Below are 24,532 nucleotides of genomic sequence, written 5' to 3'. Positions count from 1 at the left end.
CCCCTCACAGGTCGGCCCCTCACAGGTCGGCCCCTCACAGGTCGGCCAGACCCTGGAGCGCCTGCCACCCCAGCCAGAGGGTCAGCAGCCAGGCCAGCAGACCGATCACCTTGAGCCACATCGGGTAGCGATAGCCGTGCAGCAAGTCGCGCCGGAACCAGGCGACCGCGAGCAGCACGGTGAAGCCCAGCGGCAGGATGAGTCCGTTGAAGGTGCCGGCGAAGATCAGCAGCTTGGCCGGGGCCTGCTCGATGACCACGAAGATGCCGGCGGTGAGCACGATGAAGCCGACGGTGATCGCGGTCCGCACCTTCTCGGGCGTGCGCTGGGTGGTGAGGAAGGAGACCGAGGTGTAGGCGGCACCGATCACGGAGGTGAGCGCGGCGGCCCAGAGGACCAGGCCGAACATCCTCAAGCCCGCCTCTCCCGCGGCGGCCTTGAAGGCCGAGCCGGCCGGGTCGTCGGCGGCCAGGGTCACGCCGCCGGCGACCACGCCGAGGATGGCCAGGAACAGCAGGATCCGCATCACGCCGGTGAGCAGGATGCTGATGACCGAGGAGCGCGTGATGTCGGCGACGTGCTCGACCCCCGTGCGCCCGGAGTCGATGAGACGGTGCGCACCGGCGTAGGTGATGTAGCCGCCCACGGTGCCGCCGATGATGGTGGTGACGGTCTTGGCGTCGAAGGTGTCGGGGGCCACCGTGCTGCGCAGCGCCTCGCCCACCGGCGGGCTGGAGGTGAAGACCATGACCAGTGTGGCGACGATCATCAGCACGCCCAGAGCGACCACGATCCGGTCCAGCGCCAACCCGGCACGCCGCGAGAGGAAGATGCCGATGGCCACGAGCGCGGAGAGCGCGCCGCCGATCCTCGGCTCGAGGCCGAGCAGTGCGTCGAGGCCGATGCCGGAGCCGGCGACGTTGCCGATGTTGAACACCAGCCCACCGAGCACCACCAAGGCCGCCAGCGCGTAGCCCGCCCCGGGCAGCAGCCGGTTGCCGAGCTCGTGGGCTCGCAGGCCGGAGACACCGACGACGCGCCACACGTTCATCTGCACGGCGACGTCGACGACGATCGAGATCAGGATCGCGCAGGCGAAGGCCGCGCCCATCGCACCGGTGAACTGCGCGGTCTGGGTGAGGAAGCCCGGGCCGATGGCGCTGGTGGCCATCAAGAAGATCGCGCCGAGCACGGCCGAGCGCCCGGCGGCGTCCTTCACCGCCTGGCCGGTGCTGGGTGGCGTGCTCTGACTGGTGTTCTCGGGTGTGTCGTGGCTCATACGGCCTCACCTTGCCGATTGTTCAACAATCCTGCAATACCTCAATCAAACATTCTGGTTACGCTTCGCCCCATGAGCACCGGTGCGTTCGACGACGTCCTCTCGACCCTGGATGCCGAGCGCCGCGCCCGCCGCACCGTGATGAGCACGACGGCCGACCGCGTGGCCGGCCAGCTGCGCGAGCAGGTCGCCGAGGGCCACCTGCGCTCGGGCACCAAGCTCCCCGAGGAGCGTCTCGCCGCCGCTCTCGGCGTCTCCCGCAACACCCTGCGCGAGGCTCTGGGCCAGCTCGTGGCCGAGCGGATCCTCGTGCGCGAGGCACACCGCGGCGTGGTGGTCTCCACCCCGGACGCCGACGACGTGCGCGACGTCTACGCCGCCCGACTGGCTCTCGAGCCCGGCGCCCTCCGGCAGGGAGAGCACGCGCCCGCCGCCCGGGTGGCGGCGCTGCGCGCCGCCGTCGAGGAGGGGCAGGCGGCGCTCGAGGCGGGCGACCACGAGGCCGTGGGTGGGGCGAACCAGCACTTCCACCATGCCGTCGTCGCCCTCGCCGGCAGCGACCGGCTCGACGCGCAGATGGACCTGCTGCTCGCCGAGATGCGGCTCTTCTTCCACGCCATGGGCGACCCGCGCACCTTCCACGAGCCCTACCTCGCCGCCAACGCCGCGATCTGCGACCTCGCCGAGGCCGGCCGCTGGAGCGACGCCGCCGAGCACCTCACGACCTACCTCACCGACGCGCGCGAGCAGCTGCTCGGCGGATTCGCGCTCACGTAGCACCTGGTCGCCGGCATCTCCGGCGGCATCCACGTGCGTCCGCGCGGCATCGCCGCCGCCGACATCCGACGGTCCCTGGGCGGTGACCACCGAGCCCGGCGACGACAGATGGGTCACACTCGAATGACAGTCCGATTACCGCTGGGTAATCTTCGCGCCGACCCGGCTGCGCGCGCCCGCGCGCGCCGCGACCGACCCCCATCTAGGAGCCGTTCGTGCAGAACATTCTCGATGCCATCTCCTCCGACGAGGCCACGAAGGAAGACTTCGCCTCGCTCACCATGCCGGAGTCCTACCGGGCCGTGACGGTGCACAAGGACGAGGTCGCCATGTTCGAGGGCGTGCCCTCGAAGGAGAAGGATCCCCGCAAGAGCCTGCACGTCGACGAGGTGGCGTTGCCCGAGCTCGGCCCCGGCGAGGCGTTCGTGGCCGTCATGGCCTCGGCGATCAACTACAACACCGTGTGGACCTCGATCTTCGAGCCGGTCTCGACCTTCGGGTTCCTCGAGCGCTACGGCCGTCTCTCGGGCCTCACCAAGCGCCACGACCTGCCCTACCACATCGTCGGTTCCGACCTCTCCGGCGTCGTGCTGGCCGTCGGCCCCGGCGTGACCAAGTGGAACCCGGGCGACCGCGTGGTCGCCCACTGCCTCTCCGTGGAGCTCGAGGATCCGCAGGGCCACGACGACGCGATGATGGACCCCCAGCAGCGCATCTGGGGTTTTGAGACCAACTTCGGAGGCCTCGCAGACGTCGCGATGGTCAAGGCGAACCAGCTCATGCCCAAGCCCGAGCACCTCACCTGGGAGGAAGCCGCCTCCCCCGGCCTGGTCAACTGCACCGCCTACCGCCAGCTCGTCTCGCACAACGGCGGCAACATGAAGCAGGGCGACAACGTGCTGATCTGGGGCGCCTCGGGCGGTCTGGGCGGCTTCGCCACGCAGTACGCCCTCAACGGCGGCGCCAACCCGATCTGCGTGGTCTCCAACGACGAGAAGGCCGACATCTGCCGCTCGATGGGTGCGGAGATGATCATCAACCGCTCCGAGGAGAACTGGCAGTTCTGGAACGAGGAAGGCACCGAGCAGAATCCGCGGGAGTGGCAGCGGCTGGGCAAGAGGATCCGCGAGCTCACGGGCGGCGAGGACATCGACATCGTCTTCGAACACCCCGGCCGCGAGACCTTCGGCGCCTCGGTCTACGTCACGCGCAAGGGCGGCACCATCACCACGTGCGCCTCGACCACCGGCTTCATGCACGAGTACGACAACCGCTATCTGTGGATGAACCTCAAGCGCATCGTCTCCAGCCACTTCGCCAACTATCGCGAGAGCTGGGAGGCCAACCGTCTCATCGCGCAGGGCAAGATCCACCCGACCCTCTCGCGCACCTACACCCTCGAGGAGACCGGCCAGGCCGCCCTCGACGTGCATCACAACAAGCACCAGGGCAAGGTCGGCGTGCTCTGCCTCTCCCCCGAGGAGGGGCTGGGCGTGCGCAACCACGAGATGCGCGAGAAGCATCTCGACGCGATTAACCGCTTCCGCGGCGTCTGAGGATCCGCGGGGGGTCGCGTATCGACCCTCGAGGAGTCACCCACCGCCCGCCGAGAGGTCGCATCCAGACCTTTCGGCGGGCGATGGGTGACGGCGCCGGGCACCGGCGGGTTCGGTTCACGTGATCTTCACGGCATGCTGGGCACGGAGTTTCGGGCTGGGACGACGGGCCACCATCGGTCAAGATGGTGCCTGCCCCCCATGACGTGCGGAAGTGAGCTGAGCCAGCGATGAGCGACCAGGGTCTGTCCATCTTCGACGACGAGCCGAACGGGCCGGGTGCGTCCGATCCGGACGCCGAGAAGACCCAGGTGATCCCCACCCAGAAGCCGGGCCAGAAGCCGCCCGCGAGCCCCACCGGCGCGGGCCAGAGGTCGCCCGCAGGCCCCACCGGCACGGGCCAGCAGCCGGCCGTGCCGCCGGCGCAGGCCGCCCGGCCCGCGGCGTCCTCCCCTGGCCGCCCCGCCTCCAGCAGCGACTCCGTGTCGTTCCCGAGCGTGCGACGCGGCGGTTACGACCAGGCCGTGGTCGACACCCGGGTACGCCAGATCCTCGCTGAGAAGTCGGGCCTCTCCCAGAGCCTCAGCGTCTCCGAGCGCCGGGTCACCGAGCTCGAGGCGGAGCTCCAGAAGGCCCGCGCCGAGCTCGCCGAGAACCAGACTCCGTCCTATGCGGGCCTCGGAGGCCGTGCGTCGGCGATGCTGCGACTCGCCGAGGAGGAGGCCGCAGAGATCCGCATGGCCGCCACCCGCGAAGCCGACGAGATCCGCGACCAGGCGACCCGCGATGCCGCCTCGATCAAGGCCGAGGCCACCCGCGAGGCCGAGGACATGCGCATCGTCCAGCTCAAGGAGCTCGACGAGCACCGGGCCCGCACCGTGGCCGACGCCGAGCAGGAGCGCACCCTCGCCCGCAGTGAGGCCGAGGATCTGCGTGCCTCCGCCAAGCGCGAGGCCGACCAGCTGCGACTCGCCGCCCAGCAGGAGACCACCGAGATGCGCACCGGCGCCCAGCGCGAGGTCGAGAAGGCTCGCGCCGCAGCCGATCGCGAGGTCACCGAGGCGCGCCGCACTCTCGCCGTGGAGAAGGAGCGACTCGCCCGCGAGGCCTCCGACCACCACGAGAGCGCGATGGCCGAGACCCAGCGTCTGGTCGCCGAGGCGGAGCAGCGCGCCAACGCCGCCGAGGAGCGAGCCCAGCAGGCCACCTCGCAGGCCACCGCACACCGCGAGCAGGTGCAGACCGAGGCCGACGCCCTGCTCCAGCGCGCCCGCCGCGAGGCCGAGCAGATCGTCAACACCGCGCAGAGCAACGCCGAGTCCCTCTCCCACGCCGGAGTGGCCGAGGCCGAGCGCGAGCTGGCCAAGGTGCGCGCCGAGGTCGGGCGGCTGGTCAAGCGCCGCGACGGCATCACCGCCCAGCTCGCCTCGCTCGCCGACATCGTCGGCGGTCTGCGTGACGAGCCCGACGACTCCGACTCCGACGAGACGAGCGACTCCTCCGACGAGACCGCATGACCGAGGCGCACGTCGACGGTGAGCCCACGCCGTCCGACGTCGACGACCAGCCGGACGAGCAGCCGGACGACCAGCCGGACGAGACCGAGGGTCGGCATGATCCCGCCGGACTGGTCGGCGGTCCGGCGCACCTGGGCACGCCCGGACCCCCGCTGGACCGCAAGGCCCCCTTCTACTGGGGGTTCTTCGGCGGACTGGGGCTCTTCACCGCCTGGTGGCTGTTCAACGCCGTGCAGGCCATCGGAGCCACGCTGGTGCTCATCGTGGTCTCGATGTTCCTCGCGGCGGCGCTGCACCCCCTGGTGCTGTTCCTCGAGCGGCGCGGCCTGCGGCGCTCGCTGGCGGTGCTCACCGTGGTGCTCATGGTGCTCGGCGTGCTGGCGCTGTTCGTCGTCGCGATCGGCCCCGTGATCGGCGACCAGGTCGCCGCCATCACCAAGCAGGCGCCCGACTGGTTCGCGGCTCTGCAGCGCAACGACCGCGTCGCCGAGCTCAACGACGACTACCAGGTCGTCGACAAGATCCAGGCCTACGTGACCGACGGCGACTTCCTCGGCAACCTCTTCGGCGGGGTGCTCGGTTTCGGTCTCGCGCTCCTCGGCGCGGTGGTCAACGGCCTGATCGTGCTCGTGCTCACGCTGTACTTCCTCGCCTCGCTCGAGAGCACCAAGGCCGGCCTCTACCGGCTCGCACCGGCCTCGCGGCGCGACCGGGTCGGCCGGCTCGGCGACCGCATCATCCTCAGCGTCGGCGGCTACGTCTCCGGAGCGTTACTGGTCGCGCTGTGCGCCGGGCTGAGCTCACTGGTGTTCTTGCTGGTCGTGGGGCTCGGTCAGTACGCCGTCGCGTTGGCCTTCGTCGTCGCCCTGCTCGACGTGATCCCGATGATCGGCGCCACGATCGGGGCCGTGGTCGTCTCGGCCATCGGTTTCGCCGAGGACGTGCACATCGGCATCGCCTGCGTGATCTTCTTCCTCATCTACCAGCAGGTCGAGAACTACCTGGTCTACCCCCGCGTGATGGCGCGCTCGGTCGAGCTGCCCGGCGCCGTCATCGTGATCGCCGCACTGGTCGGCACGGCCCTGCTCGGAGTCGTGGGCGCACTCCTGGCGATCCCCACCGCCGCGGCGATCCTCATGCTCACGCGCGAGGTGTTCGTGCGCCGCCAGGATCTCGCCTGACCAGCACCTGTTCGGGCGGACTCATCTACCGGGATAGATCCGGAACCCGCTCATCGGCTGGTGGTCGAAGCCTGCGTAGAAGCCCTCGGCGCCGTCGGTGACGAGATCCATCCGCAGGGTTCCGGTCGCCTGGAACGTAGCCTGCACCAGCAGGCGCGCGAGGCCTCGACCGCGATGGCCGGGGTGCACGGCCACGAACGAGAGATGCGACTGGAGCACCCCGTCTCCCAGCGCCTGGGCCCAGCCCACGAGCGCACCCTGGCTGCGCGCGACGTAGGCCACCGATCCGGGCGCGGTGCACACGCGCCGCACCACCTCGGCGTCCGTGAGCGAGGGCCACTGCACGGTGGTCGCGAGTCGGGCGATGCCGACGGCGTCGTCACCGTCTTCCTCGAACGGGCGGACGTCGACCTCGGCCATGGCGCGCACGGTACCGGCGCCACCGCGTCGGGCTCGGGGCGCCGCCCTCGAGGCGCCGCGCTCAGGGTGTCGGGATCTCCGTCGTCGCCGCCTCGTCGACGCGCGGCTCGCCCAGCCGCACGCACACGACGCCGGCCAGGATGGCCAGCCCGCCGAGCAACTGGACGCCGCGGGGCAGCTCGCCGAGCAGCAGCCATGCGAACCCGATGGCGGCCAGCACCTCGGTGAGCCCGACGAAGGAGGCGAGACGTGAGCCGAGGCGTCGCCCGGCCTCGATACCGGTGACGTAGGAGAAGGCGGCCGTCACGAGGGCCAACAGCAGCGCGGCTCCCCACCAGGGCAGCTCACGACCGTCGTAGACGGCGGGAGCGGTGGAGGCGGTGAGCGGCAGCACACCGGCCACGCCGAGGACCGCGATGATCGCGCCGCCGGAGACGAGGCCACCGGCCGCGAGCGTCAACGGGGGCAGGCCGTTGTCGTCGTCGGCGGAGATGAGGAAGTACACGGCCAGACCGACCATGGCCCCCAGCGCCCAGAGCACACCGGGCACGCTGACCTCGGCGCCACCGGTGACGTCGAGCACCAGCACGAGGCCCAGCGCCGCGAGTCCTGCGCCTACGACGGTCAGCAGGGTCGGACGCTGACCGTGGCGCAGCCACAGCCACGAGACGACCGCGGCCGGGGCGGTGTACTCGATGAGCAGCGCCGGACCGACCTGCATGTACTGCACTGCGGAGAAGAAGCACACCTGCGCGCCGGCGACGGCCAGACCGCCGTAGAGCAGCACGAGGCCCGCGTTGTCGCGCAGCAGGTGCCAGCGACCACGCAGGGCGACCAGCCCGAGCGGCAGCACGACGACCGCTGCGACCAGCACCCGCACGAGCACCGCCGCACCGGGGCTCCACCCGGTGTCGAGCAGACCGCGACCCAAGGGGCCGCTCAGCCCGAACGAGAGGGCCGAGACGACGGCGATGCCGAGGCCGGTGGCCAGGCTGGCGCGGGGAGTCACAGCAGGCACCCCCTCACGGTTGTCATGGGTCATAGTGCTCATGGCATGTGACACTACGAGAGTCGTAGTAACCTGTCAACATGGTATTCGCCCATGACGTCGAGGTGGGGCTCCAGGCCGCGGTCGACCTGGCCAACACCGCTCAGGATCCCGACAGCCTCACCACCCCCGACGATCTGGCCGACTTCTACTCTCGCTTCAGCTACTCCGGTCGTCACGACCGCACCGACGAGGAGTTGGCCGAGATCCGCGGCCTCCGCGGCCGCCTCGACGCCCTGCTCCGTGCCGACCGCGACGAGGCGGTCGTCCTGGTCAACGAGATGCTCGCCGAGGCGCAGGCGGTGCCTCAGCTGGTCCGGCACGGCGACTTCGACTGGCACGTGCACGCCGTTCCCGCCGAGGCCCCACTCTCCACCCGCATCCTGGTCGAGACCGCGATGGCCATGATCGACGTCATCCGCATCGACGAGATGTCGCGTCTCGGGGTGTGCGCCGACGACGACTGCGACGGCATCGTGCTCGACCTCAGTCGCAACCGGTCACGACGGTTCTGCTCGGTCACCTGCGGCAATCGCAACGCCGTGGCCGCCTACCGCGCCCGGCAGTCGTCGTCCTAGGCCGAGCAATCCCCATCACGAGAGTGCCTCAGCAGTAGGCGTGGACGCCGTCGGGGGTGAGGTCGCGGTCGCGCAGGACGACGGGCACGTCGGCGCCGATGGCATCGCAGGTTCTCGTGAAGTCCGGGCGCCGGTACTCGACGGCGAGCACCTGGTCGCCGTAGTGGTCGGTGTAGTCGGTGCACTCGTCGTAGCGTCCGCACTCCTCGGCCACGGCGAAGTCGTAGCCGACCACGGTGCCGTCCCAGCCGGCCCGGTTCTTCTGCCCGGCGAGCAGTCCCGCGTCGTGTGCGCCGTCGACGAGCAGGTGCGCGTACCTCTTGGCCTGACGAGGGGTGAGCAGGCCGTGGCTGCGCGAGTAGGAGTCGAGGTTGTCGTACTCGACCGCGTCGTAGCCATCGTCGGCGCAGCCCTGGGTCCAGCCGCCCATGATCGCGGCCAGGCGCTGCCGCTTCTTCTCCGTGCGCAGGTCGAGCAGCCACTCGCCCCATGCGGAGTCGACGACCGGCTTGCCGTCCCTCTTCAGCACGAGGCTCCACCGGTGCCGCCAGAACCGCTTCTGGTCGGGTTGGGTCTGGAAGCCGTTGACGTAGCAGACGTTGACCAGACCGTCGGCCGGCGCCTCCGAGCGGTCGCGAACGACGATGCCGACGCCGTCGTCGGGTCCGGCGGCACCGCCGAGCTGGTAGTCGACGTTCGTGTCTGACGGCAACGCCTCCAGTGCGGACGCCGACCCGCTCCAGGCCAGCGCCACCACGGCGGTCATCCCGATCGCGATCTGCATCGCCCTCCTGCGCATGGCGCCAGGATGCCACCGCAGCAGTGGTCAGGAACGCCGTAACCCTCCCGCGGGGACGAGCGTTAGGCCAAACGTTCCCCTCCCCGACCGTTAGGCCACCATGACCTCGCTCCGCCGCCTCGCCTCGCTGACCTGCGCAGGCCTGGCCACCGCCGCGCTCGTGGGCACCTCCACCCTCGGTGCCGCCAACGCGACAGCCCTGCCGACCGCCAGCCCCGCAGCCTGGTCCGCAGCCGGGTCCGGCGCCGCGCGCGTCGACACCGCCGGCCTTCCGGGCCTCTCCCGACTCCTGGCCTCGGGCACCGAGACCGGCCGGGCGATCGTGCGCCTGGACTCCGTGCCGACCACCAGCCAGGTCGACGCCCTCGAGGCGCTGGGGCTGAAGGTGGACCCGATGGACGCGCTGCCGCTGGCCGTCGTCGAGGGACCGGTCGCCGCCATGACCCGCGTGGTCACGAGCGGCGTCGGCCTCGACGTCTACCCCGACGAGGTGCTGCGCTACGAGGACACCACGTCGTCCAACGCCGTGTCGTCGTCGACGAAGGCGGCCGAGGGGCTGCGCAGCCGAGGCCTGACCGGCCAGGGCGTCACCGTCGGCGTCATCGACTCCGGTTGCGACGCCACCCACCCCGACCTCGCCGACCACGTCGTGCACAACGTCACCCTGGTCAGCCCCGAGTACGTCAACGCGGGCACCGACCCGACGATCGAGGTTCCCGTCTCGGACACCCCCTACGACAACACCGACCTCGGCAGCGGGCACGGCACGCACGTCGCCGGCATCATCGCGGCCGACGGCACCGAGAGCCCCGACCAGCTCGGCGTCGCGCCCGATGCCGACCTCGCCTGCTTCGCGATCGGCGCGGTCATCACCACCACGGCCGTGGTCACGGCGTTCGACTACATCCTCGACCAGCCCGACCTGCTCGGCATCGACGTCATCAACAACTCGTGGGGCAACAGCTTCCGGCAGTACGACCCGCTCGACCCCGTCAACGTGGCGACCAAGGCCGTCGCGAAGCGGGGCGTCGTGGTCGTCTTCGCCGCCGGGAACTCCGGCTCCGGTGACGCCGAGGCCAGCGTGAGCCCCTTCAACCAGGCGCCGTGGGTGATCTCGGTGGCCGCCGGCAGCGTCGACCGCGTGCGGGGCGACTTCTCCTCCAACGGCCTGCTCTTCGACAACGGCACCGCACGACCCATCGGCGACGACGGCCACACCGTCTTCCGCGGCGACCGCGTCGGCCTGACGCAGCCCGACATCATGGCTCCCGGCGTCGACATCTCCTCCAGTTGCGACTCCACGGGCACGGTCATCGGCCCCTGCCCCGACCACGGCAACACCTCGGCGTCCGGCACCTCCATGGCCTCTCCGCACATCGCCGGCGCGGCCGCCGTGCTGAAGCAGGCCAACAAGCGGCTCACCGCCCGCCAGGTCATCGACGCCCTCAAGGCCACCGCGAGCCCGGTGCTGGCCGACGGCAAGCGGCTGAACTCCTATCAGGTCGGCTACGGCCACGTGAACCTCGACCGGGCGGTGTCGCTGGTGCGAGGCAAGCAAGGGCAGCGGTTGAGCACGGCGATCCACCGTGCCTTCGCGCGCGCCACGAAACGCCTCCAGCGGCAGGATCCCTGGGTCGTGCTGCGCTCCGACCAGTGGCAGAGCGACGCCGACCCGGTCACCCTCGGCGGCAGCTACACCGCCCAGCACGACGTGCGGGTCGGACGTCGTGCCGATGCCCTGAAGGTCGTGCTCGTCTACCCGACCCCGGGCACGGCGGCCAACCTCGCCCGGTACACCGCCACGGTGTTCGACGCCGACGGGCGCGAGGTCGGTGCGACCACCACCGACGTCGGCTACGCCCACGGCACCGCCACCGCACTGCTCAAGGGTCTCGCCCCCGGTCGATACACGATCGAGGTCACCGGCGACTACTCGGTGAGCGACCCCGACACGATCGACAGCGACTCGGTCAACGGCCGCGTGGTGTTCCTCGACGCCACCTCGGTGCGACGCCGCTGACCCGGAGTCCGGATCGCGGCCGGTCACCGCGAGCCTCAGGCGGTGACCGGCCGATCAGCACCGAGGACCGAGCGATCTGATCGCCCCGATTCCTCACAGCTCCCTCACACCACGACCGGCGACGGAGTGGGACACTGGGGACGCGAGTCCTCGTCCCCCCGTCCCGACTCGCGGGAGTACCGGCATGCGCATCCTGGTCGTGGAAGACGATCCCGACATCAGCATGCTCATGTGCCTGGTGCTCGGCGACGCCGGGCACGAGGCACATCCGGCCCCCGACGGGCTCGCAGCGATCGCGATCCTGCGCGAGGAGGCGCGGCCGCAGGCACCGGGCTTCGACCTCGTGGTGCTCGACTGGGCGATGCCGCGCCTCGACGGCCTCGGACTCGCCCGCCGCATCCGCGACGACCTCGGCCTGAGCGACCTGCCCGTGCTGATGGTGACCGCCACCCCCGAGCGCCACCCCGCCCACGAGGCCGGCGTCGACCACGTGCTCGCCAAGCCGTTCACCGCCGATCAGCTCGAGGCGGCCGTCGCGAGCGTCGCCCACCGCCGCGGCGGACACGGCGCCACGGGCTGACGTCGAGCCGCTGGACCACGCGGCATGATGGCCTGATGAGCGAGTCCCGCATCGAGGTCAGTCGGCTCGTCGAAGCCGAACCGCACGACGTCTTCGCGGTCTTGCGCGACCCCCAGGGTCACGTCGCGATCGACGCCACGGGCATGCTCCAAGACGCCTCCGGAGAGCGCGTCTCGGCTGTCGGCGACACCTTCGTGGTGCACATGGATCGCGAGTCTCTGGGCGACCTGCCGCAGATGGGGCGCTACGACGTCGAGGTCGTCATCGGCGACTACGAGGCGGATCGACTCATCTCGTGGACCATCCTCGGCACCATCCGCCCGCCTTTGGGCCACGTGTACGGCTACCGCCTGGAGCCTCGGGACGGCGGCACGCTGGTCACGTCGTTCTACGACTGGTCCGAGATCCACCCCGACTGGGCGGCATCCGGCATCTTCCCGGTCGTCTCCGAGGCCGCGTTGCGCGGCACGCTGGGCATCCTCGACCGCACCGTGCGCCGCGGCTACCCGCGCAGCGCAGCAGCACCGTGCACGAGCTGAGCCCCGAGCACGCACGTCGCGTGGCCGTGCGCGCCCAGTTGCTGTGCCACCCCCGCCCCACCGACGTCGAGGCCGTGGTCGAGCACCTCACGATGCTCCAGCTCGACCCCACCCAGGTGATCGCACCCCACGCCGATCTGCTGCTGTGGAGCCGACTGGGCTCGGTCTACGACCGCGACGAGCTCGCGGTCCTGCTCGAGAGCGGACGCCTGCTCGAGCTCGACATGCGAGCCCGCCCGGCGGCCGACCTCGCGCTCTACACCGCCGAGATGGCGGCCTGGCCGGGCGACGACGGCAAGGAGTGGCAGCACCGGCTGGCCGCCTGGGTCGACGACAACGACGCGTGCCGGCGCGACGTGCTCGAGACGCTGCGCCAAGAGGGTCCGCTGCCGGCCTCCGCGCTGCCTCGCACGATCGTCAACCCGTGGCGCTCCTCGGGATGGAGCAACGACAAGTCGGTGCTCAAGCTGCTCGACCTCATGTCCGGTCGGGGCGAGGTGGCCGTCGTCGGCCGGGAGGGCCGACACCGGTTGTGGGATCTGGCCGAGCGCGTCTTCCCCGACGACGAGCCGGTGCCGCTGGCCGAGGCGCTCGCCGAGCGCGGACGACGCCGCCTGGCCGCGCTCGGCATCGCTCGCGCGAGGGCCGCGGCCACGCCGGTCGAGCCGAACCACGTGGGCGAGGTGGGCGAACCCGCGGTGGTCGAGGGCGTGAAGGGCCGCTGGCGGGTCGACCCGCGCTACCTCGACGAGCACGCGGACCCCTTCGAGGGCCGCACCGCGATCCTCTCCCCGCTCGACCAGCTGCTCTTCGACCGCACCCGCATGGAGCAGCTGTTCGGGTTCGACTACCAGCTCGAGATGTACAAGCCGGTCGCCCAGCGCCGCTTCGGCTACTGGGCGATGCCCGTCTTGCACGGGTGCGACCTCATCGGCAAGGTCGACGCCACTGCCGAGGTGGGCGAGGGCGTGCTGCGCGTCGACGCCGTGCACGAGGATCGCCTCCCCGCGACGGCGGGCGGTCCGAGCGGCCAGCCGTGGAGCGCGGCCGTGCGCCGCGCCGTCCACACCGAGCTGGAGGACCTGGCCACGTGGCTGGGCGTCGAGGTGATGCTGGGGCCGGGGGTGACTGCGCCGTGAGGATCGAACTGGAGCAGGGCGACCGGGTCGCGCTGCTCGTGGCGCCGTCGGCGGCCTATCTCGACACGGTGATGGCCCTGCTCGCACGCGGCGTGTACCCCATCCCCCTCGACCCCCGGCTGACCACGCACGAGCGCGCACGCATCCTCACCCCGCTCGACCCCGCCCTCGTGGTCACCGACGAGGATGCGCTCGGCTCCCTGGCGGAGCGGGTGCGACCAACCGGAACCCCACAGACCCACCCCGACGCCTGGCTGCCCCGTGCTCGTCCGATGCACTGCACGAGCGGCACCACGGGCGTACCCAAGGGCGTGAGCAGCGGAGTGCTCGACGATGCCTCGGCGCGAGCGCTCATCGCCGATGAGCGCGCGGTGTGGGGATTCGCCGCCGACGACGTCAACCTCGTGCTGAGTCCGCTGTACCACTCCGCGCCGCTGCGGTTCGCGATGGGCACGGCGCTGGCCGGGGGGCGCGTGGCGCTGCCGGGCACCTTCGACGCAGCGCGGCACACCGCGGCCATCGTCGAGCACCGGCCGACGTCGATGTTCTGCGTGCCGGCTCACCTCCAACGGCTCTTCACTCACTGGCACGACGCCGGCACCCCCGACCTCTCCTCGTTCCGGCTGGTCGCGCACGCGGGCGCGCCGTGCCCCGCCGAGGTGAAGCGCCGGCTCATCGAGGCCTTCCCCGACGGCTCGACGTGGGAGTTCTACGGCTCGACCGAGGGCCAGTTCACCGCCTGCCGCTCCGAGGAGTGGCTGGAGCGGCCCGGCACGGTGGGCCGGGCCCGCCCGGGCCGCACCCTGAGCACCGACGACGACGGCACCATCTGGTGCGCGGTGCCCGACTACGCCCGCTTCGAGTACTTCGGTGCCCCCGACAAGACCGCGGCCGCCTGGCGCGACACCGACGACGGCCCGGCCTTCACCGTGGGCGACCTCGGCCGACTCGACGACGACGGCTACCTCTACCTCGACGGACGCCGCGAGGATCTCATCATCTCCGGAGGCGTCAACGTCTACCCGCTCGAGGTCGAGCACACCCTGCGCGAGCACGACGACGTGGTCGACGTCGCCGTGTTCGGGGTCGACGACGACCGCTGGGGTCAGCGCGTCTGCGCGGCCGTCGTGGGTACAGCCGCCGTCGATGCCCTGGACGCCTGGGCCCGGGAGCGGCTCGCCCCACCCAAGCGCCCCAAGACCTGGCTGCACCTCGACGATCTGCCCCGCACACTGACCGGCAAGGTGCTGCGCGACGACCTGAGAGCGCTCGTGCCGGTGGTTGAGCCGTGAGGAGCGCCAGCGACCGCACCCCGCCGGTGGTTGAGCCGTGAGGAGCGCCAGCGACCGCACCCCGCCGGTGGTTGAGCCGTGAGGAGCGCCAGCGACGAGCGCGTCGAAACCCAGCAACTCTGAAGACAGCGCCCCCTCCCGCCTCACCCGGTTTCGACACGGGACTCGGCTAGCGCCTCGCCCGGCTCAACCACCCGCGGCGGACCGGTGGTTGAGCCGTGAGGAGCGCCAGCCGGTGGATTGAGCCGCCGGATGCCGAAGGCGAAGGCGTGTCGAAATCGACGAGCGCGTCGAAACCCAGCAACTCTGAAGACAGCGCCCCCTCCCGCCTCACCGGGTTTCGACACGGGACTCGGCTAGCGCCTCGCCCGGCTCAACCACCCGCACCCGGCCGGTGGTTGAGCCGTGAGGAGCGCCAGCGACGAGCGCGTCGAAACCCAGCAACTCTGAAAGCAACGCCGCCTCCCGCCTCACCGGGTTTCGACACGGGACTCGGCTAGCGCCTCGCCCGGCTCAACCACCCGCGGCGGACCGCTGGTTGAGCCGTGAGGAGCGCCAGCCGGTGGATTGAGCCGCCGGATGCCGAAGGCGAAGGCGTGTCGAAATCGACGAGCGCGTCGAAACCCAGCAACTCTGAAAGCAACGCCGCCTCCCGCCTCACCCGGTTTCGACACGGGACTCGGCTAGCGCCTCGCCCGGCTCAACCACCGGACGGGAGGGACTCCATCAGCCGGCGTCCTCGACGCAGGAGAACTGGCGCCGGTACGCCTGCGGACTGACGCCGCGCTCGCGCGCGAAGTGCTGGCGCAGGGTGGCGGCATGGCCGAAGCCGACACGGCGGGCGATCCACTCCACGGGCTGATCGGTCTGTTCGAGCAGTTCCTCCGCAGCGGCGACGCGCTGCCGGGTGACCCAGGCATGCGGGGTGGTGCCGGTCTCGTCGCGGAAGCGGCGGGCGAAGGTGCGCGGTGACATGAGCGCCTGCCGCGCGAGCACCTCGACTCCGAGGTCGTCGGCCAGGTGCTCGACCGCCCACGCGAGCACCGGCCCGAGGGTCTCCGCCTCGCAGTCGGGGATCGGCCGGGCCACGAACTGCGCCTGCCCACCGTCGCGGTGCGGTGGGATGACGATGCGGCGCGCGGTGCCGGCTGCGGCGCGGGCGCCGAACTCGTCGCGCATCAGGTGCAGCGAGGCGTCGAGCGCGGCGGCACTGCCGGCGCCCGTGAGCACGGTGCCGTCGTGGACGTAGAGGACGTCGGGCCGCACCAGCACGTGCGGGTAGAGGTGTGCCATCTTGGCGGTGTGGCGCCAGTGGGTCGTCGCCTCCCGCCCGTCGAGGATCCCTGCCTCGGCGAGTTCGAAGGAGGCGGTGCAGTGGGCGAAGAGATAGGCGCCGCGGTCGTGGGTGGAACGGATCAGCTCCATCACCGCGGGGTCGTGCTCGAGGAAGTCGTACGTGGGACTGATGCACACCAGGTCGGCGTCAGCGGCCGCGTCGAGACCGAGGTCGACGTGCAGATCGAACGCCGATCGCCCGCGCACCCGACCGGGACGCGGTGTGCAGACGCGGAAGTCGAAGGTGGGCAGATCCTCGCCAGGGTGGCACGGCTCGCCCCAGACCTCGACCAGAGCGCCCAGGCCGAAGGGCTCGGCGCCGTCCTGCACGATCACTGCTACGGACTGCATGGTCTGGAGCGTGCCACGGCCGTGGCAGGAAATCGACTCAAGGTGGCAATTCAGCCACTGGTGGCAGGATCACAACGCAAGCATCGTTACTGCCATGAACGCACTCATCCTCTTCTGGTCCATCGTCGGAGTCCTCACCTGGCTGCTGGTCACGCTGCGTCGCGTCGCCGACGACGACCCGTGGGCGTCGCACGACTACACCCCGCCGCGCAGCCACCCCACCGACGCGTTCGAGCGCACCGGCTCGAGCTTCCGCTGACGTCGCACGAGACGTCGAAGGCCCCGCCCGGATGATCCGGGCGGGGCCTTCGCATGCTGGTGTCAGCCGGCGACCGAGAAGGTCAGCTCACTGACCGCCGGTGAGCTTCTCGCGCAGGGCCTGGAGGGCCTCGTCGGAAGCCAGCGAACCGCCATCGCCGGAGCCGGCGTCGGAGTCGGCCGAGCCGCCACCGCTGGAGTACGAGGTGGCCTCGCCGGCCTCGACCTCGGCCTTGGCGGCCTCCTGCTGCTGCTTGACGTGGGCCTCCCAGCGGGCGTGCGCCTTGGCGTACTCCTCTTCCCAGGCGGCGCGCTGCTCGTCGAAGCCGTCCTTCCACTCGCCGGTCTCGGAGTCGAAGCCGTCGGGGTAGACGTAGTTGCCCTGCTCGTCGTAGGTGGCGGTCATGCCGTAGAGCGTGGGGTCGAACTCGTCGACGTCGGTGGAGACGGCGGTGTCGTTGGCCTGCTTGAGCGACAGCGAGATCCGGCGACGCTCGAGGTCGATGTCGATGATCTTGACCATGACGTCGTCGTTGACCTGGACGACCTGCTCGGGGATCTCCACGTGGCGCTCGGCCAGCTCGGAGATGTGCACCAGGCCCTCGATGCCCTCCTCGACGCGGACGAACGAGCCGAAGGGCACCAGCTTGGTGACCTTTCCGGGCACGATCTGACCGATCTGGTGGGTGCGGGCGAAGTGCTGCCAGGGGTCCTCCTGCGTCGCCTTGAGCGACAGCGAGACCCGCTCGCGGTCCATGTCGACGTCGAGCACCTCGACGGTGACCTCGTCACCGACGGCCACGACCTCGCTCGGGTGGTCGATGTGCTTCCAGGAGAGCTCGGAGACGTGCACCAGACCGTCGACGCCGCCGAGGTCGACGAACGCACCGAAGTTGACGATCGAGGAGACGACGCCCTTGCGGATCTGACCCTTCTGGAGCTGGGTGAGGAAGCCGTGGCGCACCTCGGACTGGGTCTGCTCCAGCCACGCGCGGCGCGAGAGCACGACGTTGTTGCGGTTCTTGTCGAGCTCGATGATCTTCGCCTCGAGCGTCTGACCCACGTAGGGCTGCAGGTCGCGCACGCGGCGCATCTCGACCAGGGAGGCGGGCAGGAAGCCGCGCAGGCCGATGTCGAGGATCAAGCCGCCCTTGACGACCTCGATGACCGCGCCCTCGACGACGCCGTCCTCCTCCTTGACCTGCTCGATCGTGCCCCAGGCGCGCTCGTACTGGGCGCGCTTCTTGGACAGGATCAGGCGACCCTCCTTGTCCTCCTTCTGGAGGACGAGTGCCTCGACGGCGTCGCCGACGCTGACGACCTCGTTGGGGTCGACGTCGTGCTTGATCGAGAGCTCGCGCGAGGGGATGACGCCCTCGGTCTTGTAGCCGATGTCGAGGAGCACCTCGTCACGGTCGACCTTGACGATGGTGCCGTCGACGATGTCGCCGTCGTTGAAGTACTTGATCGTCTTGTCGACCGCGGCGAGGAAGTCCTCCTCCGAGCCGATGTCGTTGACGGCCACCTGAGGGGCGTCGACGTTCCAGTCGATCTCGGCGGGGCGGGTGGAGAGGGTGGTCATAGAAGGGTGGTTTCCTTGGGGTGGGCAGAAATCGTGCTGGCACGCATGGGGCCTTCGTTCCGCTCCGCTGGCCGGTCGCACACGAGGGCCCGACCCACCTTCGAGTCAGGACGCCGGCACGCCAGACGCCGGGAGCGAGCCAGGTCCGCTCTGTCCGGGACATCGGCAGACCGCACACGCAGCCCCGAGACTACGCCGCGGTGTGCAGGGGCGTCCAACCGGCGAGGCAGCCGTCTCTCCACGGCACGAGGCCGCAGTCGAGGCTACTCGGCGGGCTCCTGGTCTAGCCCTGCGCATAGGACGCCTCCCGGCGGGTACGGCCCGGTCACCAGGAGCGAGACACCTCGCTCCGCGCATCACGCTCCCTCCACCCGGGCCACCGCGGGCCACACCCCGGCCCACACCCCCGGCCCACCCCTTGGTCCTCCCCCCCAACCCCTGCACGGCCTTGTCGTCGGGTCGCGCGGACGTACCCGTCCGCGGTCGCCGACAAAGGAGCGCGGTGTCCTGCCTCCCGCCATCCCCTCCTAGGAGACCGACCATGTCTCGTCGCCCCGTAGGCCGTCGACCCCTGGCCCTCTTCGCCAGTCTCTCGACAGCCGCCCTCTACTCCCTGACCAGCATCACGCTGGCCGCCCCCGCGCAGGCCGCCTACCAGCCGGTGCCTGCACCCATCGACACCACGACGACCGGTGAGGTCGCCCACGTGAACCTGTTGTCACTGCCGGGCCTCGGCAGCGCCGCCGACCTCGGCATCGCGCGCTCCGCCGGCAGCGTGCACACGAGCACGCCCGCCACGGTGCACGCCGAGGGGGTGAACCTCGAGGCGACCGACGACCTGCTCACCGCGCTCGGCCTCGACACCGCGCTGCTCGACCAACTGCTGGCCGACGCCTCCCAGGACGCGCCCCCGACCGCCCCCGATGCAGCCAGCGACTCCCTCATCCCCGCGGACGGCGGCGCGCTCGACGCCCTGGACCCGCTGGCCGACCTGGGCGTCTCGAATGCCGAGGCGCGGGCTCGCTACACCAGCGACGGCTACTGCCTGCCGGCTTCCGTGCCGCTGTCGAAGAGCACCGTGTCGACGGCCGACGTCACCCTCCTGGGCGCGCTGGTGCCCGGCGGCCTGCTCTCGATCCCGGGCACGGTGTCGACCGCCCAACGCACCGACCTCGTGGAGAACGGTGGTGCCCATGGCGCCCGGACCCTCACCGCGACCGCCCTCGGTTCGACAGCCGACCTCCAGGTCGCCGGCGGCCCGCTCGTCAAGGTGCTCTCGGCTCCGGAGCTGGTCGCCGAGACCGACGGCACGGTGGCCGGCACCACGAGCACCTTCACGGCCCCGCTCGTCGAGATCGGTGGGCAGACCTACGACCTGGCTGACGGTCCCCAGAGCGTGCCGGCCGCGGCCGGCATGCTGCTGGAGCTCTCGGCGGGCACCGACGCCGTGCAGAAGACCGGGGCCAGCATCTCGGCGAGCGCGACCGCGATCCACGTCAGGGTCACCCTGGGCGGCCTGATCGACGTCGCGTCGGTCGACCTGTTCCCGCTCACCGCGAGCGTGAGTGCGCCGTCCGGCGGCCCGATCGAGTGCGGCACCGACCCGAGCACCGACACCGACGGCGACGGTCTCACCGACGACGCCGAGGCGGTCATCGGTACCGACCCGACCAACCCCGACACCGACGGCGACGGCACCTCCGACTTCGACGAGGACGCCGACTCCGACGGCCTCACCAACGGCGAAGAGGTCACCGGCTCGGAGAACACCGCGTTCGGCAACGAACCCACCGACCCCACCGACGCCGACAGCGACAGCGACGGGCTCAGCGACGGCACCGAGGTCGCGATCGGTACCGACCCGAACGACCCCGACACCGACGGCGACGGCACCTCCGACTTCGACGAGGACGCCGACTCCGACGGCCTCACCAACGGCCAGGAGGTCACCGGCTCGGAGAACACCGCCTTCGGCAACGAACCCACCGACCCGGGCAACGCGGACTCCGACGGCGACGGGCTGACCGACGGCCAGGAGACCTCGGGCTCCGAGAACGTCGCCTACGGCAACGAGCCCACCGACCCCACCGACGGCGACACCGACGACGGGGGCACCGGCGACGGCGCCGAGATCTCGGCAGGCACCGACCCCAACGACGGCGCCGACGACACCTTCGATCCGAGTGGCGACGACGACGGTGACGGCCTGACCAACGGCGAGGAGGTCTCGGGCTCCGCGAACGACGGCTACAACAACGAGCCGACCGACCCCACCGACGCCGACTCCGACGACGACGGCCTCAGCGACGGCGACGAGGTCAACATCACCGGCACCGACCCGAACAATCCCGACACCGACGGCGACGGAACCCCCGACGGCGACGAGGACTCCGACGGCGACGGCCTCACCGACGGTCAGGAACTGAGCGGTTCGGAGAACACCGGCTACGACAACGAGCCGACCGACCCCACCGACGCCGACTCCGACGACGACGGCCTCAGCGACGGCGACGAGATCGTCATCGGTACCGACCCGAACGACCCCGACACCGACGGCGACGGCACCTCCGACTTCGACGAGGACGCCGACTCCGACGGCCTCACCAACGGCCAGGAGGTCACCGGCTCCGAGAACAACGGCGAGGCCACCGACCCGACCGATGCCGACTCCGACGACGGCGGCGTCAACGACGGCGACGAGGTCGCGAACGGCACCGACCCCAACAACGGCGCCGACGACGACTCCGGCACCGGTCCGGGTGACGCCGACGACGACGGTGACGGCCTGACCAACGACCAGGAAGCCATCGTCGGCACCGACCCGACCAACCCCGACACCGACGGCGACGGCACCTCCGACGCCGACGAGGACGCCGATGCCGACGGCCTCACCAACCTCGAGGAGTTCAGCGGCTCGCAGAACACCGCCTTCGGCAACGACCCCACCGACCCCACCGACGCCGACAGCGACGACGACGGCCTCACCGATGGCGAGGAGGTCACCGGTTCGCAGAACAACGGCGAGCCGACCGACCCGAACGACTCCGACACCGACAACGGCGGCGTCGACGACGGCGACGAGATCGGCAACGGCACCGACCCGAACGACGGCACCGACGACGGCGGCACCCTGCCGGCCGACGAGGACTACGACAACGACGGGCTCACCAACGCCCAGGAGATCGCCCTCGGCACCGATCCGCGCAACCCCGACACCGACGGCGACCTGCTGCTCGACGGCGAAGAGGTCGACACCTACGACACCGACCCGCTCGACGCCGACACCGACGGCGACCAGCTCACCGACGGTGACGAGGTGAAGGTCTACGAGACCGACCCGCTCGACACCGACACCGATGACGACGGGCTGGGCGACGGCCGCGAGGTCAACAGCCTCAAGACCGACCCGCTGGAGAAGGACACCGACGGCGACGGGCTCTCCGACGGGGTGGAGGTCAAGAAGTACAAGACCAACCCGAAGAAGCGCGACACCGACGGTGACCGTCTCAATGATCGGGTCGAGGTCAAGAAGTACAAGACCAACCCCAAGCGCAAGGACACCGACCGCGACGGTCTCCCCGACAAGACGGAGATCAAGGGCTGGGCGAACAAGCGCTACGACAACTGCCCGACCAACCCCAAGCGCAAGGACACCGACCGCGACGGGCTGAGCGACAAGCAGGAGATCAAGCGCTACCACACCAACCCGTGCGACCGGGACACCGACCACGGCGGTGCCAGCGACGGCAACGAGGTGAAGGCGGGATCCGACCCGCTCGACCCGCACTCGACGCCGAAGAACCCACGCCCCTCCGGCCGGATCACCGGACCGACGGGCTGATGGACACCGGGCCCGCCACCTGCCTCGAGCCAGGTGGCGGGTCCGGCCGAGGCCGCACCATGGCGGGGCGGTAGGCGGGTGCGGACCCACACCAGGGTCCGCACCCGCCGTTCCTTTCGCCGGCGGTCGAGCGTCTCCCGGCGGTTGAGCAGCGAATCGGCGTGCAGCGCTGACGCACCGCTGGTTGAGCCGTGAGGAGCGCCAGCGACGAGCGCGTCGAAACCCCGCACGACGCTGTCGCACCGGTGGTTGAGCCGTGAGGAGCGCCAGCGACGAGCGCGTCGAAACCCCGCAACGGGCAAGGCAACATCTCCTCCACAGATCCCCGTCACACCTTCCGTACGAACTGATGTTCGACTAGAATCGGGTCATGACCACGGCTTCCGCACCCCAGCCCCACGGGCTGCCCCATGGTGCGTTGGCTGCGGCGGTCACCGCGCAACGCGAAGCTCAAGCCGCCGAGGTGCGGATGTGGGAGGCGGCCGCTGACTGGTGCACCGCCCACGCCGAGGGCCACGTGCCGGACTGTGTCGCCGGTGGTCCGCTGGGTGTGGTGACCGACGAGCTGCTGGCCGCCTATGACGTCGAGGGTGGTGACCGGCTCATCGGTGCCGGTGGCCCGGGGACGCCGCTGGTGGCTCAGTTCGCGATCATCGAACTCGCCACCGCACTCGGGCGATCGGATGCGTCGGGTCGGGCGTTCGTGGGCGCGGTGATGGAGGCCCGCTTCCGCCTCCCGCTGCTGTGGGAGGCCATGACCTCCGGGCGCGTCGCACCCTGGCGAGTGCGACGCATCGCCGAAGAGACCATGCGCCTCGGGCCTGAGGCTGCTGAGTTCGTGGACCGGATGATCACCCCGGTCGCGCACAAGACCGGCCTTCGCGCCCTCGACGGCCTCGTCGCCGACGCCATCGCCCGCTACGAACCCGAAACCACTGAGGCCGACATCGCCGACGCCCACGCACAACGGCACGTCACCCTGGAGCTCGACCAGCCCGGCCAGGGCGCAATCTGCGCGTTCGACGGCCTCGTGCGCCTCGACGGACTCCTCGACCGCGCTGACGCCGAAGACCTCGACCACGCCCTCCGCCACCTCGCCGCCGAGCAGTCCGCGCTCGGCTCACCGCTGGACCTCGGCGAACGCCGTGCCGCCGCCCTGGGGCAGCTCGCGCGGAGCCAGACGATGTTCGACCTCGCTGGTCAGGTGAGCGGTGGTGTGGTTTCGACGCGCTCGGCCGTGAACGGCCTCACGGCTCAACCACCAGCCTCACCGGTGGTGAACGGCCTCACGGCTCAACCACCGGCCCCGCTGGTGGTTGAGCCGCCGGATGCCGAAGGCGAAGGCGTGTCGAAACCACCCCCACCCACCACGATCCCCGCGCGCCAACTCGTGTTGCACGTGCGCCTCTCCGGCGAGGCCATCACCGGCACACCATCCGTCGATCCCGCCACCGGCGCACTGGGCATCCACCTCGCCCGCGTCTCCACCCACACCGGCACTCACCGAGCGACTGTGACCGCGGACCAGGTCGCTGCCTGGGTCGGCAACCCCGACACGAAGGTCGTCGTGAAGCCGATCGTGGATCTGGCCGACACGGTCGCGGTGGATGCCTACGAGATCCCCGACCGCATCGCCTACCGAGTCCGTGAGCAACGCCAGACCTGCGCCTTCCCCTTCTGCACCAGGTCAGCGATGCGTGCCGATCTGGATCACATCGACGAATACGTCCCACCATCAGAAGGCGGGCCACCCGGCCAGACCAGCACCGACACCCTCGCGCCGCTGTGCCGCACCCACCACAGAGCGAAGACCCACCCCAGCCAGAACCAGAAACGCTGGCGGTACCGCCGCATCCGCCTCGGCCTCTATCTCTGGACCTCACCCCACGGCCGGACCTTCCTCGTCGACCCCGAAGGCACCGAACACCTCACCTGACCGCCCTGCGGTGGTCGAGCGTGCCCGGCGGTGGTTGAGCCGTGAGGAGCGCCAGCCGGTGAATTGAGCCGCCGGATGCCGAAGGCGAAGGCGTGTCGAAATCGACGAGCGCGTCCGCTGGTGGTTGAGCCGTGAGGAGCGCTAGCGACGAGCGCGTCGAAACCCGGCAACTGTGAAGGCGACGCTGCTTTCCATCTCACCAGGTTTCGACACGGGACTCGGCTAGCGCCTCGCCCGGCTCAACCACCGGAGCACAGGACTCGGCTAGCGCCTCGCCCGGCTCAACCACCGTGATGGCCCCGGTGGTTGAGCCGTGAGGCCGTCCACGGCCGAGCGCGTCGAAACCCGGCGACTGTGAAGGCGACGCTGCTTTCCACCTCACCAGGTTTCGACACGGGACTCGGCTAGCGCCTCGCCCGGCTCAACCACCGGAGCACAGGACTCGGCTAGCGCCTCGCCCGGCTCAACCACCGTGATGGCCCCGGTGGTTGAGCCGTGAGGCCG

The 24,532-nt window shown here is 70.7% G+C and carries 19 protein-coding genes; 13 read left to right on the top strand and 6 right to left on the bottom strand.

The window, feature by feature from the left end:
- Positions 1 to 34: 34 nt before the first annotated feature.
- Positions 35 to 1,279, bottom strand: a complete 1,245-nt coding sequence (locus ISG29_RS09530) for an NRAMP family divalent metal transporter (RefSeq protein ID WP_194503176.1) — start codon at positions 1,277 to 1,279, stop codon at positions 35 to 37.
- 72 nt (positions 1,280 to 1,351) lie between these two features.
- Here ISG29_RS09530 and ISG29_RS09525 point away from each other — a divergent pair, with 72 nt between their 5' ends.
- From ISG29_RS09525 to ISG29_RS09510, 4 genes are all read left to right on the top strand, one after another.
- Entirely contained in the window at positions 1,352 to 2,056 is a 705-nt protein-coding gene (locus ISG29_RS09525; protein WP_194503175.1) for a GntR family transcriptional regulator, read from the top strand.
- A 215-nt stretch (positions 2,057 to 2,271) separates the two neighbouring features.
- Entirely contained in the window at positions 2,272 to 3,612 is a 1,341-nt protein-coding gene (gene ccrA, locus ISG29_RS09520; protein ID WP_194503174.1) for a crotonyl-CoA carboxylase/reductase, read from the top strand.
- A gap of 230 nt (positions 3,613 to 3,842) precedes the next feature.
- The gene (locus ISG29_RS09515; RefSeq protein ID WP_194503173.1) at positions 3,843 to 5,129 is read left to right on the top strand and encodes a coiled-coil domain-containing protein; all 1,287 of its coding nucleotides are present in this window, start codon (positions 3,843 to 3,845) and stop codon (positions 5,127 to 5,129) included.
- Positions 5,126 to 6,310 (top strand): AI-2E family transporter, encoded by a 1,185-nt coding sequence (locus ISG29_RS09510; protein WP_194503172.1) that lies wholly within the window; start codon positions 5,126 to 5,128, stop codon positions 6,308 to 6,310. Before ISG29_RS09515 ends, ISG29_RS09510 begins: the two co-directional genes overlap by 4 nt.
- A gap of 21 nt (positions 6,311 to 6,331) precedes the next feature.
- Here ISG29_RS09510 and ISG29_RS09505 read toward each other — a convergent pair whose 3' ends face one another.
- Positions 6,332 to 6,730: a GNAT family N-acetyltransferase gene (locus tag ISG29_RS09505; RefSeq protein WP_194503171.1), complete on the bottom strand. Its 399-nt coding sequence runs from the start codon at positions 6,728 to 6,730 to the stop codon at positions 6,332 to 6,334.
- Between the two features lie 61 nt (positions 6,731 to 6,791).
- Positions 6,792 to 7,781: an EamA family transporter gene (locus tag ISG29_RS09500; RefSeq protein WP_194503170.1), complete on the bottom strand. Its 990-nt coding sequence runs from the start codon at positions 7,779 to 7,781 to the stop codon at positions 6,792 to 6,794.
- A gap of 38 nt (positions 7,782 to 7,819) precedes the next feature.
- On the opposite strand from ISG29_RS09500, the gene ISG29_RS09495 reads away from it, so the two are divergent.
- Entirely contained in the window at positions 7,820 to 8,356 is a 537-nt protein-coding gene (locus ISG29_RS09495; RefSeq protein ID WP_194503169.1) for a CGNR zinc finger domain-containing protein, read from the top strand.
- Between the two features lie 28 nt (positions 8,357 to 8,384).
- On the opposite strand, the gene ISG29_RS09490 is transcribed toward ISG29_RS09495, so the two are convergent.
- Complete coding sequence (locus ISG29_RS09490; protein ID WP_194503168.1) at positions 8,385 to 9,155, bottom strand: endo alpha-1,4 polygalactosaminidase; 771 nt, start codon at positions 9,153 to 9,155, stop codon at positions 8,385 to 8,387.
- A 100-nt stretch (positions 9,156 to 9,255) separates the two neighbouring features.
- Here ISG29_RS09490 and ISG29_RS09485 point away from each other — a divergent pair, with 100 nt between their 5' ends.
- From ISG29_RS09485 to ISG29_RS09465, 5 genes are all read left to right on the top strand, one after another.
- Positions 9,256 to 11,175: a S8 family serine peptidase gene (locus tag ISG29_RS09485; RefSeq protein WP_194503167.1), complete on the top strand. Its 1,920-nt coding sequence runs from the start codon at positions 9,256 to 9,258 to the stop codon at positions 11,173 to 11,175.
- A gap of 184 nt (positions 11,176 to 11,359) precedes the next feature.
- The gene (locus tag ISG29_RS09480; protein WP_194503166.1) at positions 11,360 to 11,755 is read left to right on the top strand and encodes a response regulator; all 396 of its coding nucleotides are present in this window, start codon (positions 11,360 to 11,362) and stop codon (positions 11,753 to 11,755) included.
- A 35-nt stretch (positions 11,756 to 11,790) separates the two neighbouring features.
- Positions 11,791 to 12,294 (top strand): SRPBCC family protein, encoded by a 504-nt coding sequence (locus ISG29_RS09475; RefSeq protein WP_194503165.1) that lies wholly within the window; start codon positions 11,791 to 11,793, stop codon positions 12,292 to 12,294.
- Positions 12,282 to 13,433, top strand: a complete 1,152-nt coding sequence (locus ISG29_RS09470; protein ID WP_194503164.1) for a DNA glycosylase AlkZ-like family protein — start codon at positions 12,282 to 12,284, stop codon at positions 13,431 to 13,433. Before ISG29_RS09475 ends, ISG29_RS09470 begins: the two co-directional genes overlap by 13 nt.
- Positions 13,430 to 14,725 (top strand): class I adenylate-forming enzyme family protein, encoded by a 1,296-nt coding sequence (locus ISG29_RS09465; protein WP_328828590.1) that lies wholly within the window; start codon positions 13,430 to 13,432, stop codon positions 14,723 to 14,725. Before ISG29_RS09470 ends, ISG29_RS09465 begins: the two co-directional genes overlap by 4 nt.
- Positions 14,726 to 15,451: 726 nt before the next feature.
- Here ISG29_RS09465 and ISG29_RS09460 read toward each other — a convergent pair.
- Positions 15,452 to 16,411, bottom strand: coding sequence for a GlxA family transcriptional regulator (locus tag ISG29_RS09460; protein ID WP_194503163.1), 960 nt, complete (start codon positions 16,409 to 16,411; stop codon positions 15,452 to 15,454).
- A gap of 94 nt (positions 16,412 to 16,505) precedes the next feature.
- Between ISG29_RS09460 and ISG29_RS09455 the strand changes: the two genes are divergently transcribed.
- Positions 16,506 to 16,670 carry a hypothetical protein gene (locus ISG29_RS09455; RefSeq protein ID WP_194503162.1) on the top strand — a complete coding sequence of 55 codons (165 nt, stop codon included), beginning with the start codon at positions 16,506 to 16,508 and terminating at the stop codon, positions 16,668 to 16,670.
- An 87-nt stretch (positions 16,671 to 16,757) separates the two neighbouring features.
- Here the strand turns inward: ISG29_RS09455 and rpsA are convergent, their stop codons facing one another.
- Positions 16,758 to 18,251, bottom strand: a complete 1,494-nt coding sequence (rpsA, locus tag ISG29_RS09450) for a 30S ribosomal protein S1 (RefSeq protein ID WP_194503161.1) — start codon at positions 18,249 to 18,251, stop codon at positions 16,758 to 16,760.
- 541 nt (positions 18,252 to 18,792) lie between these two features.
- On the opposite strand from rpsA, the gene ISG29_RS09445 reads away from it, so the two are divergent.
- A complete protein-coding gene (locus ISG29_RS09445; protein WP_194503160.1) occupies positions 18,793 to 22,092 on the top strand; it encodes a hypothetical protein in 3,300 nt (1,099 codons plus the stop codon).
- Positions 22,093 to 22,462: 370 nt separating this feature from the next.
- On the top strand, positions 22,463 to 24,028 hold the full coding sequence (locus ISG29_RS09440) for an HNH endonuclease signature motif containing protein (RefSeq protein WP_194503159.1): 1,566 nt from the start codon (positions 22,463 to 22,465) through the stop codon (positions 24,026 to 24,028).
- The last annotated feature ends 504 nt before the right edge of the window (positions 24,029 to 24,532 follow it).

Origin of the sequence: Nocardioides acrostichi (genome assembly GCF_015319165.1) — a bacterium.
In the GTDB taxonomy this organism is placed as follows: Bacteria; Actinomycetota; Actinomycetes; order Propionibacteriales; family Nocardioidaceae; genus Nocardioides; species Nocardioides acrostichi.
The sequence above is the reverse complement of the archived record's forward strand: the minus strand, read 5'-3'. Positions and strand labels throughout refer to the sequence as shown.

What these genes read in the sequence shown, in the direction of transcription:
- ISG29_RS09525 (WP_194503175.1), top strand. Translation starts at nt 1,352, where the DNA reads ATGAGCACCGGTGCGTTCGACGACGTCCTCTCGACCCTGGATGCCGAG.
- ISG29_RS09515 (WP_194503173.1), top strand. Translation starts at nt 3,843, where the DNA reads ATGAGCGACCAGGGTCTGTCCATCTTCGACGACGAGCCGAACGGGCCG.
- ISG29_RS09495 (WP_194503169.1), top strand. Translation starts at nt 7,820, where the DNA reads ATGGTATTCGCCCATGACGTCGAGGTGGGGCTCCAGGCCGCGGTCGAC.
- rpsA (WP_194503161.1), bottom strand. Translation starts at nt 18,251, where the DNA reads ATGACCACCCTCTCCACCCGCCCCGCCGAGATCGACTGGAACGTCGAC.
- ISG29_RS09490 (WP_194503168.1), bottom strand. Translation starts at nt 9,155, where the DNA reads ATGCGCAGGAGGGCGATGCAGATCGCGATCGGGATGACCGCCGTGGTG.
- ISG29_RS09480 (WP_194503166.1), top strand. Translation starts at nt 11,360, where the DNA reads ATGCGCATCCTGGTCGTGGAAGACGATCCCGACATCAGCATGCTCATG.
- ISG29_RS09445 (WP_194503160.1), top strand. Translation starts at nt 18,793, where the DNA reads ATGTCTCGTCGCCCCGTAGGCCGTCGACCCCTGGCCCTCTTCGCCAGT.
- ISG29_RS09475 (WP_194503165.1), top strand. Translation starts at nt 11,791, where the DNA reads ATGAGCGAGTCCCGCATCGAGGTCAGTCGGCTCGTCGAAGCCGAACCG.
- ISG29_RS09440 (WP_194503159.1), top strand. Translation starts at nt 22,463, where the DNA reads ATGACCACGGCTTCCGCACCCCAGCCCCACGGGCTGCCCCATGGTGCG.
- ISG29_RS09530 (WP_194503176.1), bottom strand. Translation starts at nt 1,279, where the DNA reads ATGAGCCACGACACACCCGAGAACACCAGTCAGAGCACGCCACCCAGC.
- ISG29_RS09510 (WP_194503172.1), top strand. Translation starts at nt 5,126, where the DNA reads ATGACCGAGGCGCACGTCGACGGTGAGCCCACGCCGTCCGACGTCGAC.
- ISG29_RS09460 (WP_194503163.1), bottom strand. Translation starts at nt 16,411, where the DNA reads ATGCAGTCCGTAGCAGTGATCGTGCAGGACGGCGCCGAGCCCTTCGGC.
- ISG29_RS09455 (WP_194503162.1), top strand. Translation starts at nt 16,506, where the DNA reads ATGAACGCACTCATCCTCTTCTGGTCCATCGTCGGAGTCCTCACCTGG.
- ISG29_RS09500 (WP_194503170.1), bottom strand. Translation starts at nt 7,781, where the DNA reads ATGAGCACTATGACCCATGACAACCGTGAGGGGGTGCCTGCTGTGACT.
- ISG29_RS09485 (WP_194503167.1), top strand. Translation starts at nt 9,256, where the DNA reads ATGACCTCGCTCCGCCGCCTCGCCTCGCTGACCTGCGCAGGCCTGGCC.
- ISG29_RS09505 (WP_194503171.1), bottom strand. Translation starts at nt 6,730, where the DNA reads ATGGCCGAGGTCGACGTCCGCCCGTTCGAGGAAGACGGTGACGACGCC.